Below are 12,143 nucleotides of genomic sequence, written 5' to 3'. Positions count from 1 at the left end.
CAACGGAACCGGACGGACCGGTCGCGACGCGGCCGGAACAAGTGAGAGCACGTAAGTCAGGGGAGAGGGAAACGCGGGATGGGCGTCGCACTACAGGTGGTCTACATCGTGCTGATGTGCTTCCTCGTCCTCCTGATCGTCCGGCTGGTCATGGACTACGTCTTCCAGTTCGCGCGTTCATGGCAACCCGGTAAGGCGATGGTGGTCGTTCTGGAGGCCACTTACACTGTCACCGATCCACCGCTCAAGCTTCTGCGGCGACTCATCCCGCCGCTGCGTCTCGGGGGCGTGGCACTCGACCTGTCCTTCTTCGTTCTGATGATCATCGTTTACATCCTGATCTCCGTCGTGAGCAGTTTCGCGAGGTGATGGTGGAGAGAACTGTGGACGATACGGTCTTGCCGACTGCCGACGACTACGTAGAGGTGAAGAAGAGATGCCGCTGACCCCCGAGGACGTGCGGAACAAGCAGTTCACGACCGTCCGCCTTCGAGAAGGCTATGACGAGGACGAGGTCGATGCCTTCCTCGACGAGGTCGAGGCCGAGCTGACCCGCCTGCTCCGCGAGAACGAGGACCTGCGCGCCAAGCTGGCCGCCGCGACGCGTGCCGCCGCGCAGAACCAGCAGCAGCAGGGCATGCGCAAGCCCCCGGAGCCGCAGGATCGTCCCGTCGGTCCCGGCGCGCCCGTGCCCGCGGCCATATCCGGACCGCCGGTCCAGCAGCAGCCGCCGCAGATGGGCCCGCCGCAGCTGCCTTCCGGTGCCCCGCAGCTTCCCGCCGGCCCCATGCAGGGCGGCCCCATGCAGGGTGGGCCCATGGGCCCCGGCCCGATGCAGGGTGGCCCCATGCAGGGTGGACCGATGGGTCCCGGCCCGATGCAGGGCGGCCCCATGGGTCACCCGCAGCAGCAGCAGATGCAGCAGCAGCCCGTGCAGGCGCAGGCCCCGGGCGGCGACAGTGCCGCGCGTGTCCTCTCGCTGGCCCAGCAGACCGCCGACCAGGCGATCGCCGAGGCCCGCTCCGAGGCGAACAAGATCGTCGGCGAGGCGCGCTCGCGCGCCGAGGGCCTGGAGCGGGACGCCCGCGCCAAGGCGGACGCCCTTGAGCGGGACGCCCAGGAGAAGCACCGCGTCGCGATGGGCTCCCTGGAGTCCGCCCGCGCCACGCTGGAGCGCAAGGTCGAGGACCTGCGCGGCTTCGAGCGCGAGTACCGCACGCGCCTGAAGTCGTACCTGGAGTCGCAGCTGCGTCAGCTGGAGACCCAGGCCGACGACTCGCTGGCACCGCCGCGGACCCCGGCGACGGCCTCGCTGCCGCCGGCGCCCTCGATGGCCTCGGCCGGCGCGAGCGCCCCGTCCTACGGTGGCAACGGCGCGATGGGCGGTGCGCCGTCCATGGGTGGCGCCCCCTCCTACGGCGGCCAGCAGCAGATGTCCCCGGCGATGACCCAGCCGATGGCTCCGGTCCGGCCGCAGGCTCCCCAGCCGATGCAGCAGGCGCCGGCGCCGATGCGGGGCTTCCTGATCGACGAGGACGACAACTGACGGCGGGCGGTCGCGCGATGAGCGCGTAGCCGTCGGCAGGCTGCAAGGGCCGGGCCCCGGGTAACACCGGGACCCGGCCCTTCGCCGTACCCGGGGGCGGGACGGGACGGGCTGGAGGCGCCTGCGGCGGGCCTTCCCCCACCCCGCCCCTTCCCGAAACCGGGGCTCCGCCCCGGACCCCGGGAACGACCCAGGGCAGCGCCCCAGGACCCCCAAGGAGCAGCGGCAACTCCGCGCCGCAGGCCCCGGCCCGCCAAGGAGCAACGGCAGCTCCGCGCCGCAGGCTCCCGGACGCAAGCGCGGCGGCTTCGCGCCGCAAGCCCCCCGGACGCAAGCCGCGGCGGCTTCGCGCCGGGGCCGCTCGGAGCCGCGGCGGGCGGGGCGGGGGAACGCGAGAAGGCCCGGCGCCCCCGTAGGGGTGCCGGGCCTTCTCGGTGGCGGTTACGCCTTGCGGAGGCGGAACGTCAGGGCGAGGGAGTCGTCCGTGAACGGGGCGCCGTAGGTGGCGTCCGCCTCGCCCTCGGCGTGGTCCGTCGCGAGGACCTCGTCCGAGATGAGCGCGGCGTGGGCCGTGAGGGCCTCCGTCGTCTCCGGGGAGGCGGACGTCCAGCGCAGGGCGATCCGGTCCGCGACGTCCAGGCCGCTGTTCTTGCGGGCCTCCTGGATCAGGCGGATGGCGTCGCGGGCGAGGCCGGCCTTCCGGAGCTCCGGGGTGATCTCCAGGTCCAGGGCGACCGTCGCGCCCGAGTCCGAGGCGACCGACCAGCCCTCCCGCGGGGTCTCCGTGATGATGACCTCTTCGGGGGTGACCGTGATCTCCTCGCCGTTCACCGTGAGCGTCGCCTCACCCGAGCGGAGGGCCAGCGAGAGGGCCGCCGCGTCGGCCGCGGCCACCGCCTTCGCCACGTCCTGGACGCCCTTGCCGAAGCGCTTGCCCAGGGCCCGGAAGTTCGCCTTGGCCGTCGTGTCGACGAGCGAGCCGCCGACCTCCGAGAGGGACGCCAGGGAGGAGACGTTCAGCTCCTCCGTGATCTGGGCCTGGAGGGCCGGCGAGAGGGCCGCGAAGCCCGTCGCCGCCACCAGCGCGCGCGAGAGCGGCTGGCGGGTCTTCACGCCCGACTCCGCGCGCGTCGCCCGGCCCAGCTCCACCAGACGGCGGACCAGGAGCATCTGCTCGGAGAGGGTCTTGTCGATCAGCTCGGTGTCCGCCGCCGGCCACGTGGCCAGGTGGACCGACTCCGGGGCGTCCGGCGTGACCGGGACCACCAGGTCCTGCCAGACCCGCTCCGTGATGAACGGCGTCAGCGGCGCCATCAGGCGCGTGACCGTCTCGATCACGTCGTGCAGCGTGCGGAGCGCGGACGCGTCGCCCTGCCAGAAGCGGCGGCGCGAGCGGCGCACGTACCAGTTCGACAGGTCGTCGACGAAGGACGAGATCAGCTTGCCGGTGCGCTGGGTGTCGTACGACTCCATCGCTTCGGTGACATCGGCCACGAGCGCGTTCAGCTCGGAGAGGAGCCAGCGGTCGAGGACCGAGCGGTCGGCCGGGGCCGGGTCCGCGGCGCTCGGCGCCCAGCCGGACGTACGGGCGTACAGAGCCTGGAAGGCGACCGTGTTCCAGTAGGTCAGCAGGGTCTTGCGGACGACCTCCTGGATCGTGCCGTGGCCCACGCGGCGGGCCGCCCACGGCGAGCCGCCGGCCGCCATGAACCAGCGGACCGCGTCGGCGCCGTGCTGGTCCATCAGCGGGATCGGCTGGAGGATGTTGCCCAGGTGCTTGGACATCTTCCGGCCGTCCTCGGCGAGGATGTGGCCCAGGCAGACCACGTTCTCGTAGGACGACTTGTCGAAGACCAGCGTGCCGACGGCCATGAGCGTGTAGAACCAGCCGCGCGTCTGGTCGATCGCCTCGGAGATGAACTGCGCCGGGTAGCGGGACTCGAACAGTTCCTTGTTCTCGTACGGGTAGCCGTACTGCGCGAACGGCATCGAGCCCGAGTCGTACCAGGCGTCGATGACCTCCGGCACACGGGTCGCCGTCTTCCCGCAGCCCTCGGTCGGGCAGGAGAACGTGACCGCGTCGATGTACGGGCGGTGCGGGTCGAGCTCCGACTGGTCGGTGCCCGTCAGCTCGGTGAGCTCGGCGCGGGAGCCGACGCACGTGAGGTGGTCGTCCTCGCAGCGCCAGATCGGCAGCGGGGTGCCCCAGTAGCGGTTCCGGGAGAGCGCCCAGTCGACGTTGTTGGTGAGCCAGTCGCCGAAGCGGCCGTGCTTGACCGAGTCCGGGAACCAGTTCGTCCGCTCGTTCTCCGCCAGCATGCGGTCCTTGACCGCGGTCGTACGGATGTACCAGGACGGCTGCGCGTAGTAGAGCAGGGCCGTGTGGCAGCGCCAGCAGTGCGGGTAGCTGTGCTCGTACGGGATGTGGCGGAAGAGCAGGCCGCGCGCGTCCAGGTCGGCGGTGAGCGCCTCGTCGGCCTTCTTGAAGAAGACGCCGCCGACCAGCGGCACGTCCTCCTCGAAGGTGCCGTCGGGGCGGACCGGGTTCACGACCGGCAGGCCGTACGCCTTGCAGACCTTGAGGTCGTCCTCACCGAAGGCGGGGGACTGGTGGACCAGACCCGTACCGTCCTCGGTCGTCACGTACTCGGCGTTCACGACGTAGTGCGCCGGGGCGTCGAAGGGGACCAGCTCGAAGGGGCGCTGGTAGGTCCAGCGCTCCATCTCGGCGCCCGTGAAGGACTCGCCCGTGGTGACCCAGCCCTCGCCGAGCGCCTTCTCGAGCAGCGGCTGCGCGACGACGACGCGCTCGTCGCCGTCGGTCGCGACCACGTAGGTGACCTCGGGGTGCGCGGCGACCGCGGTGTTCGACACCAGGGTCCAGGGGGTCGTCGTCCAGACGAGGAGCGCCGCCTTGCCGGCCAGCGGGCCGGAGGTCAGCGGGAAGCGGACGTAGACGGACGGGTCGACGACCGTCTCGTAGCCCTGCGCCAGCTCGTGGTCCGAGAGACCGGTGCCGCAGCGCGGGCACCAGGGGGCGACCCGGTGGTCCTGGACCAGCAGGTCCTTGTCGAAGATCTGCTTCAGCGACCACCAGACCGACTCGATGTACGAGGGGTCCATGGTGCGGTACGCGTCGTCCAGGTCGACCCAGTAGCCCATGCGGGTCGTCAGCTCGGCGAACGCGTCGGTGTGGCGGGTCACCGACTCGCGGCACTTGGCGTTGAACTCGGCGATGCCGTACGCCTCGATGTCCTTCTTGCCGGCGAAGCCGAGCTCCTTCTCGACGGCGAGCTCGACCGGCAGGCCGTGGCAGTCCCAGCCGGCCTTGCGGGCCACGTGGTAGCCGCGCATGGTCCGGAAGCGGGGGAACACGTCCTTGAAGACGCGGGCCTCGATGTGGTGAGCGCCGGGCATGCCGTTCGCGGTCGGCGGGCCCTCGTAGAACACCCACTCGGGGCGTCCCTCGGACTGCTCAAGGGTCTTCGCGAAGACCTTGCTGTCGCGCCAGAAGTCGAGCACGTCGTGCTCCAGCGCGGGCAGGTCGACCTGGGCGGGCACCTGGCGGTACTGCGGCGGTGTCATCGAGATTCCTCCGGCGGACTGTCGTCATTCCGTCGGAGGGACGAGAGCACTGCTCCCGCGGTACCACCCTCCTTGGCTCCGGGCAGGCACACGTGCCCTGAGCCCCCTCATTGGGGTCGCGACGCCGGGTCTAGTCACCGCGCTCTCGCGCGGCTTTCTTCCGACGGCTCCGGGGTGATGCTTCACATCGGGCTCGCCCCCGGGCTCTCACCGTCCCCGGGTCGCTCATGGCTGCGTACGACGCTACTCGTCCCCATCCAAGCCTTTCGCTGTGGCCAGTGTACGGGCCGCAGCGAGGGGAGGCCGACCCATTTCCCGAGCCCCGGGCGGCCACCCGAATGGCCATACGAAGCGGGGCGGAGTTCGGTTACGGCCATGTGGGGGAGGCGCGGGGCGGATAACCCGGCGGGGAGCTGGGCACAACGGAGGCAGGCCCGCCCCGCGGGGAGCGGGGGCGGGTGGGAACGGCGGCGTGCCCCGTTGCCGCGGGCCTTGGGCCGATTTATCGTCCCAGCACGATTCGCGAGCAAGATCACAAAATGTGAAGGGGCCGCGACATGGTGGCGAAGAAGACCGCCGCGAAGAAGTCCTCGACCGCCGTCTCCACCGGTGCGGCGGCCCTGGACGGCAAGGACGTGGCCGGGAAGAAGTCGACGGTCACGGGCAAGGCGGCCGCCGGCAAGCCGGCCGCCAAGAAGGCGGTCGGCAAGAAGGCCACGGCGAAGAAGGCGGAGACGGCGGCCCCTGCCCGCAAGACGGCGGCCCCGGCCGCCGAGGCGACCGACGAGACCCCCGCAGCGCACACCCCGGCCAAGAAGGCCGCGGCGAAGAAGACGGGCGCCAGGAAGGCGACCGCGGCGAAGAAGCAGACAGGAGCCAGGACGGTGGCAGTCAAGAAGACCGCGGGTGGCGTGACGACCGTAGAGGACGAGGCCGCGGTGCCCACGGCCCGTACCGGTGAGCTCGCGGTGCGCCCCGGCGAGGACCCCTGGACGCCGGAGGAGGTCGCCGAGGCCCGCAGCTCGCTCCAGTCGGAGGTCCTGCGGCTGCGCAGCGAGCTCGTCCACTCGAAGGAGGAGCTCACCGGCCTCATGCGGGACTCGGGCGACGGCGCGGGCGACGACCAGGCCGACACCGGCACCAAGAACATCACCCGCGAGCACGAGCTCGCGCTCGCCGCCAACGCCCGGGAGATGCTGGAGCAGAGCGAGCACGCCCTGGAGCGCCTCGACGCGGGCACGTACGGCCTCTGCGAGGTGTGCGGGAAGCCGATCGGCAAGGCGCGGATGCAGGCCTTCCCGCGGGCCACGCTCTGCGTCGAGGACAAGCAGCGGCAGGAGCGGCGCGGCTGACGGTCTCGTACGCCTGTGCCGTACCCTCGGGGCACGGTCAGGCATCGAGGTCGAGGGACTCACTCACGTGGCAGAGGCGGAGCGCATCATCGGTACGCCGGATTCAGCAGGGGCCGACGAGTCGGCAGCCTCCGACGACGGCACGGCTGCTCCCGAGGAGCGGCCCAGGGGCAGGCGCAGGATCGTCGCGCTGCTCGTCGTGGCCGTCGTGGCCTACCTGCTCGACCTGGGCAGCAAGATGCTGGTGGTCGCCAAGCTGGAGGGCCGCGAGGCGATCCCGCTGATCGGCGATCTGCTGCGCCTCGACGCCATCCGGAACCCGGGCGCCGCCTTCGGCATGGGCGAGGCCTTCACGATCGTCTTCACCGGCATCGCGGCCGTCGTGATCCTCGTGATCGTCCGGCTGGCGCGGAAGCTCTACAGCCTGCCCTGGGCCATCGCCCTCGGTCTGCTGCTCGGCGGCGCGCTCGGCAACCTCACGGACCGGATCTTCCGCTCGCCGGGCGTCTTCGAGGGCGCGGTCGTGGACTTCATCGCCCCCGCGCACTTCGCCGTCTTCAACCTCGCCGACTCGGCGATCGTCTGCGGCGGCATCCTCATCGTGTTCCTGTCATTCCGGGGCATCGACCCCGACGGCACCGTCCACAAGGACTGAGCCGGGGCGGATCACCTTCCGCGCAAGGCATACTCGACGGGTGAGTACGAGTCCCGAGATCCGCACGCTGCCCGTTCCCGATGGCCTGGAGGGCGAGCGCGTCGACGCCGCCATCGCCCGTATGTTCGGGTTCTCCCGTACGAAGGCGGCCGAGCTGGCCGCCGCAGGGAAGGTCCAGGTCGACGGCTCCGTCGTCGGCAAGTCCGAGCGGGTGAGTGGCGGCGCGTGGCTCGAGGTCGAGATGCCGGGCGCTCCCGCGCCCGTCCAGGTCGTCGCCGAGCCCGTCGAGGGCATGGAGATCATCCATGACGACGACGACATCGTCGTGATCATGAAGCCGGTCGGCGTCGCCGCCCACCCCAGCCCCGGCTGGACCGGCACCACGGTCATCGGCGGCCTCGCCGCCGCCGGGTACCGCATCTCCACCTCCGGCGCCGCCGAGCGCCAGGGCATCGTGCACCGCCTCGACGTCGGCACCTCCGGCCTGATGGTCGTCGCCAAGTCCGAGTACGCGTACACCTCGCTCAAGCGCCAGTTCAAGGAGCGCGTGGTCGACAAGCGCTACAACGCGCTCGTCCAGGGCCACCCCGACCCGATGAGCGGCACCATCGACGCGCCGATCGGCCGGCACCCGAACCACGACTACAAGTGGGCGATCACCGCCGAGGGCAAGCCCTCCGTCACGCACTACGACCTCATCGAGGCGTACCGGTCGGCCTCGCTGCTCGACATCAAGCTGGAGACGGGCCGCACCCACCAGATCCGGGTGCACATGTCCGCCCACCGCCACCCCTGCGTCGGCGACCTCACCTACGGCGCCGACCCGACGCTCGCCAAGCGCCTCGGCCTCACCCGGCAGTGGCTGCACGCCGTCCGCCTCGGCTTCGAGCACCCGGGCGACGGCTCGTGGGTCGAGTTCGCCAGCACCTACCCCGAGGACCTGCGGAAGGCCCTCGACCGGATCGCCGCGGAGAGCCAGTGACCGACGCGTACGCCGTCCGCGAGGCGGTCGAAGCCGCTGACCGGGAGGCCTGCTTCGCGGTCCGCCGTGAGGTCTTCGTCGAGGAGCAGGGCGTCCCGCAGGAGCTCGAGTACGACACGTACGACACGACCGCGGTCCACGTCCTCGCCGTGCGCGCGGACGGGCTGCCGCTGGGCACCGGACGGCTCCTGCACGGGGCGGACGCCCTCGGCAAGACCGGCGGCGACGCCACGGTGGGCTCGCTCGGCCGGCTCGCGGTCGCCAAGGCGGCCCGCGGGCTCGGGGTCGGCGCGGCGCTCGTGCGGGGCATCGAGGACACGGCGCGCGAGCGCGGCCTCGCCGCCGTCGACCTGCACGCGCAGACGCACGCGCTGGGCTTCTACGAGCGGCTCGGCTACGAGGCGTACGGGCCGGAGTTCCCGGACGCGGGCATCCCGCACCGGTCCATGCGGAGGGTTCTCTAGGCGAAGGGCCGGCGGGGGATCGGCCGGGCATATTTGCTGCCTGCCGCTCTGAGGGGGGCATCGCGGGCAAACCGGACGTTCATGGCAGGGTGGGCCCGTGGATCAATTGGCCCTGTTGTTCTTGCTGCTCCTCGGCGCCCTGCTCACCGTCCCCCTCGGTGAGCGGCTCGGACTGCCCGCGCCCGTCCTGATGACCCTCTTCGGGATCGTGCTGGCCGTCCTGCCGTTCGTACCGAACGTCGAGGTCCCGCCGGAGCTGATCCTCCCGCTGGTGCTGCCACCCCTGCTGTACGCCTCCGTGCAGCGGACGTCCTGGCGGCAGTTCTGGGCCAACAAGCGGCCCATCTTCCTGCTCGCCGTCGCCCTCGTCTTCGTGACCACGGCCGCCGTCGGAGCCGTCGCCGACGCGCTCGTGCCCGGCCTTCCGCTGGCCGCCGCCCTCGCGCTCGGCGCGCTCGTCGCCCCGCCCGACCCGGTCGCGGCCACCGCCGTCGCCGGGTCGCTCGGCCTGCCCCGCCGGCTGGTCTCGATCCTGGAGGGCGAGGGGCTCTTCAACGACGTCACCGCCATCGTGCTCTACCACGTGGCCATCGGCGCCGTCGTCAGCGGCTCCTTCTCCTGGCCCGAGGCGGTCGGCGAGCTCGTGCTCTCGGCCGTGGTCGCCGTCGTCGTCGGCATGGGGCTCGGGTGGCTCACCCACAAGCTGATCGGCTTCCTCGGGGACGTCACCCTCCAGACCGGGCTGACCCTCCTCGTGCCCTTCGTGAGCTACGTCCTCGCCGAGGAGCTGCACGGCTCGGGCGTCCTCGCCGTCCTGGTCACCGCGCTCTTCCTCGCCGAGCACGCCGTCGACGCCGACGACGTCATGGGCCGGCTCGCCGGACAGACCTTCTGGCAGATCGTCGACACCCTCGTCACCGGCATCGCCTTCGGCCTCATCGGCCTGGAGCTGATCCATGTGTTCGGAGTCGCCGAAGGGCACGGCTGGGAGATGCTCGGCTGGGGTGGCGCCGTGGTCGGGGTGGTCGTCGGCGTCCGGCTGCTGTGGCTGCTGCCCGCCACCTGGCTGGCGAAGCGCATGCACACCCGCCGGGACGTCGACGAGGAGATCCCGACGAGCTGGCGGGAGACCATCGTCATGTGGTGGTCGGGGATGCGCGGCGTGGCCTCGGTGGCCCTCGCCCTCGCCATCCCCCTCGAAACCGACGACGGTTCGCCCTTCCCCGGCCGCGACGAGATCATCTTCATCGCCTTCTGCGTGATCATCGCCACCCTCGTCTTCCAGGGGCTCACCCTGCCGTGGCTGGTCAAGCGGCTCGGGGTGCGGGCCGACACGGACGCCGAGCGGGTCCTGGAGCGCGACCTCGCGGTCCGGGCCGCGAAGGCCGCCAAGCGCAGGCTCAAGGAGATCGAGGAGGTCGAGGAGCTGCCCGAGGAGGTCCAGGAGCGGCTGCTGCGCGGCGCGTACGACATCGGCGCCCGGATCAGCCCGGACATGGTCGACGAGGAGCGGAGGGCCGCCTTCGCCGCGCGGACGGAGCGGCTCAAGGCGGTGCAGCGGATCCAGCGGGAGCTGATGTCCGCCGCCCGGCACGAGGTCCTCGCGGCGCGCAGCGAGCCGGGCGCCGACCCGGAGGTGGTGGACCGGGTGCTGCGGCAGCTGGACGTGCGCAGCCTGCGCTGAGGCCGGGACGGTTCGGCCCGCACCGGGGCTTTCGGTGACTGTCGGTCGCGGGTGGCAGGATGGCCCGCATGGACATCATGCTTTTCCACTCGGTCCACGGACTGCGCCCGGCCGTCGAGGACGCGGCCGAGCGGCTGCGGGCCGCCGGACACCGGGTGTGGGTGCCGGACCTCTTCGACGGCTGGACCACCGAGTCGGTGGAGGAGGGCATGGCGAAGCGGGACGCGATCGGCAAGGACGAGCTGCTGAAGCGCGCGATCCTGGCCGCCGCCCCGTACTCCGAGCGCGGTCTGGTCTACGCGGGCTTCTCCTTCGGCGCCTCGGTCGCGCAGACCCTGGCCCTCGGCGACGACAAGGCGCGCGGGCTGCTGCTGCTCCACGGCACCTCGGACCTGGCGCCCAACGTGTCGGTGGACGAGCTCCCCGTACAGCTGCACGTGGCGGAGCCCGACCCCTTCGAGACGGACGACTGGCTGTCCGCCTGGTACCTCCAGATGCGCAAGGCCGGGGCGGACGTGGAGATCTACCGCTACCGGGGCGCGGGGCACGTGTACACGGACCCGGAGCTGCCCGACTGGGACGCGGAGGCGGCCGAGCGGACCTGGTCGGTGGCGCTGTCCTTCCTGGACAGCCTGTAGGGGTTGTCCGGTACGGACGCCCGAGGGCGCGGCGGGAATGTGCTCCCGCCGCGCCCTCGGTCCGTTCCGGCGTGGGTCAGCCCGCGCGGTACGAGGTCCAGAACTGGTTCATCCGGGTCACCTGGCCGGAAGTGAACTGGTACATGCAGGCGTCGTACGTGTAGTCCATGAAGTTGTGGATCGGGTCCACGCCGGCCTTGGAGGCGCAGGAGTCACGACCGGTCGGGCACTCGTACGCCGGGCTCTTCTCGGCCGGGGTGTCGGCGACGGAGTCACCGGCGCCGTTGCAGCCGCCCTGGAACGTGTGGTAGAGGCCCATCCAGTGGCCGACCTCGTGGGTCGCGGTGTCGCCCTCGTTGTAGTTGGCCGCGGAGCCGCCCGGCAGCGAGGAGTCCAGGACGACGACACCGTCCATGGAGGGGTTCGAGGCGTACGCGGACGGGAAGGTCGCCCAGCCGAGGAGGCCACCGCTCAGGTTGGCGGTGTAGAAGTTCAGCGCGCCGGCGCCGCCCTTGCGGAGGGTCTGCTTCATCGTCTTCTCGGCGGTGGAGCCGGAGGCGAGGTTGTACCAGGACGCGTTGTCCGTGTAGTCGGTGCTGGCCAGCGTGAACTGGAAGTTGGAGTTCACGTTGCCGGTGCCCTGGCCCGCGTAGGCCGCGTTCAGGACGTTCAGCTGGTTGTTGATGGCGGTGGCGGAGAGCTTGCCCGTCGTGCCGCTGTGGATGACGTGGAAGTACACGGGGATGTTGACCACGGCGGCGGCCTCGGCGGAGGCGCTGAGGCGCCCCTCGGCGGCGGCCGCGGCCAGCTTCTTCTTCAGGTCGTCGTCCATGGCCTTCGCCTTGGCGGCGGTGACCTCGTTGGGCTCGGCGGCGTGGCTGTCGGCGCCGCGCGCCTTGCGGGCGCTGGAGACGCCGGCGTCGTCGTGGCCGTCGACGCACTCCTCGGCGGAGGCACCGGCCAGGGTGGCGGTGGCCGCGCCGGTGGCGACAGGGGCGGACAGCGGGGCAATGGCCAGGGTTCCGGCCATGACGGCGGTGCCAAGAATACGACGTGACATACGGGGCGATATACGGGCAAGAGCACGCACGGTGACTCCTCGTGGGGGAGGGTGGGAGAGGAACTTCCTCGCCACGGCCCGGAGATTACGCGTCCATGTCAGCCACTGTTGAGGAGTGATCAAGCCCAATCATTCATGGGGCAATTCGGTCCATCGAGAAGAAATTCTTGCGCCGAT

The 12,143-nt window shown here is 71.4% G+C and carries 10 protein-coding genes; 8 read left to right on the top strand and 2 right to left on the bottom strand.

Going from position 1 to position 12,143, the window contains the following annotated elements; translation table 11 throughout:
• Window positions 1-78 precede the first annotated feature (78 nt).
• Window positions 79-369 (top strand): YggT family protein, encoded by a 291-nt coding sequence (locus ACIBG6_RS25120; RefSeq protein WP_190102598.1) that lies wholly within the window; start codon window positions 79-81, stop codon window positions 367-369.
• A gap of 67 nt (window positions 370-436) precedes the next feature.
• Window positions 437-1,546: a DivIVA domain-containing protein gene (locus tag ACIBG6_RS25115; protein ID WP_399224810.1), complete on the top strand. Its 1,110-nt coding sequence runs from the start codon at window positions 437-439 to the stop codon at window positions 1,544-1,546.
• 441 nt (window positions 1,547-1,987) lie between these two features.
• On the opposite strand, the gene ileS is transcribed toward ACIBG6_RS25115, so the two are convergent.
• Window positions 1,988-5,131: an isoleucine--tRNA ligase gene (gene ileS / locus ACIBG6_RS25110; RefSeq protein WP_399224809.1), complete on the bottom strand. Its 3,144-nt coding sequence runs from the start codon at window positions 5,129-5,131 to the stop codon at window positions 1,988-1,990.
• A 557-nt stretch (window positions 5,132-5,688) separates the two neighbouring features.
• Between ileS and ACIBG6_RS25105 the strand changes: the two genes are divergently transcribed.
• From ACIBG6_RS25105 to ACIBG6_RS25080, 6 genes are all read left to right on the top strand, one after another.
• The gene (locus ACIBG6_RS25105) at window positions 5,689-6,483 is read left to right on the top strand and encodes a TraR/DksA family transcriptional regulator (RefSeq protein WP_399224808.1); all 795 of its coding nucleotides are present in this window, start codon (window positions 5,689-5,691) and stop codon (window positions 6,481-6,483) included.
• A 67-nt stretch (window positions 6,484-6,550) separates the two neighbouring features.
• A complete protein-coding gene (gene lspA / locus ACIBG6_RS25100; protein ID WP_399224807.1) occupies window positions 6,551-7,138 on the top strand; it encodes a signal peptidase II in 588 nt (195 codons plus the stop codon).
• A 40-nt stretch (window positions 7,139-7,178) separates the two neighbouring features.
• The gene (locus ACIBG6_RS25095; protein ID WP_399224806.1) at window positions 7,179-8,120 is read left to right on the top strand and encodes an RluA family pseudouridine synthase; all 942 of its coding nucleotides are present in this window, start codon (window positions 7,179-7,181) and stop codon (window positions 8,118-8,120) included.
• The gene (locus ACIBG6_RS25090) at window positions 8,117-8,584 is read left to right on the top strand and encodes a GNAT family N-acetyltransferase (protein ID WP_399224805.1); all 468 of its coding nucleotides are present in this window, start codon (window positions 8,117-8,119) and stop codon (window positions 8,582-8,584) included. Before ACIBG6_RS25095 ends, ACIBG6_RS25090 begins: the two co-directional genes overlap by 4 nt.
• 97 nt (window positions 8,585-8,681) lie before the next feature.
• Window positions 8,682-10,268, top strand: coding sequence for a Na+/H+ antiporter (locus tag ACIBG6_RS25085; RefSeq protein ID WP_399224804.1), 1,587 nt, complete (start codon window positions 8,682-8,684; stop codon window positions 10,266-10,268).
• A gap of 68 nt (window positions 10,269-10,336) precedes the next feature.
• A complete protein-coding gene (locus ACIBG6_RS25080) occupies window positions 10,337-10,906 on the top strand; it encodes a dienelactone hydrolase family protein (protein ID WP_399224803.1) in 570 nt (189 codons plus the stop codon).
• A 76-nt stretch (window positions 10,907-10,982) separates the two neighbouring features.
• Here the strand turns inward: ACIBG6_RS25080 and ACIBG6_RS25075 are convergent, their stop codons facing one another.
• Window positions 10,983-11,936: a zinc metalloprotease gene (locus ACIBG6_RS25075; protein WP_399224802.1), complete on the bottom strand. Its 954-nt coding sequence runs from the start codon at window positions 11,934-11,936 to the stop codon at window positions 10,983-10,985.
• Between the last annotated feature and the right edge of the window lie 207 nt (window positions 11,937-12,143).

This window comes from Streptomyces sp. NPDC050842 (assembly GCF_044456565.1).
Lineage (GTDB): Bacteria > Actinomycetota > Actinomycetes > Streptomycetales > Streptomycetaceae > Streptomyces.
Note: the sequence above shows the minus strand (reverse complement) of the source record. Positions and strands in the feature narration are given on the sequence as shown.

Coding starts and splice junctions, on each gene's coding strand:
- ACIBG6_RS25080 (WP_399224803.1), top strand. CDS start 10,337: ATGGACATCATGCTTTTCCACTCGGTCCACGGACTGCGCCCGGCCGTC.
- ACIBG6_RS25075 (WP_399224802.1), bottom strand. CDS start 11,936: ATGGCCGGAACCCTGGCCATTGCCCCGCTGTCCGCCCCTGTCGCCACC.
- ACIBG6_RS25120 (WP_190102598.1), top strand. CDS start 79: ATGGGCGTCGCACTACAGGTGGTCTACATCGTGCTGATGTGCTTCCTC.
- ACIBG6_RS25115 (WP_399224810.1), top strand. CDS start 437: ATGCCGCTGACCCCCGAGGACGTGCGGAACAAGCAGTTCACGACCGTC.
- ACIBG6_RS25105 (WP_399224808.1), top strand. CDS start 5,689: ATGGTGGCGAAGAAGACCGCCGCGAAGAAGTCCTCGACCGCCGTCTCC.
- ileS (WP_399224809.1), bottom strand. CDS start 5,131: ATGACACCGCCGCAGTACCGCCAGGTGCCCGCCCAGGTCGACCTGCCC.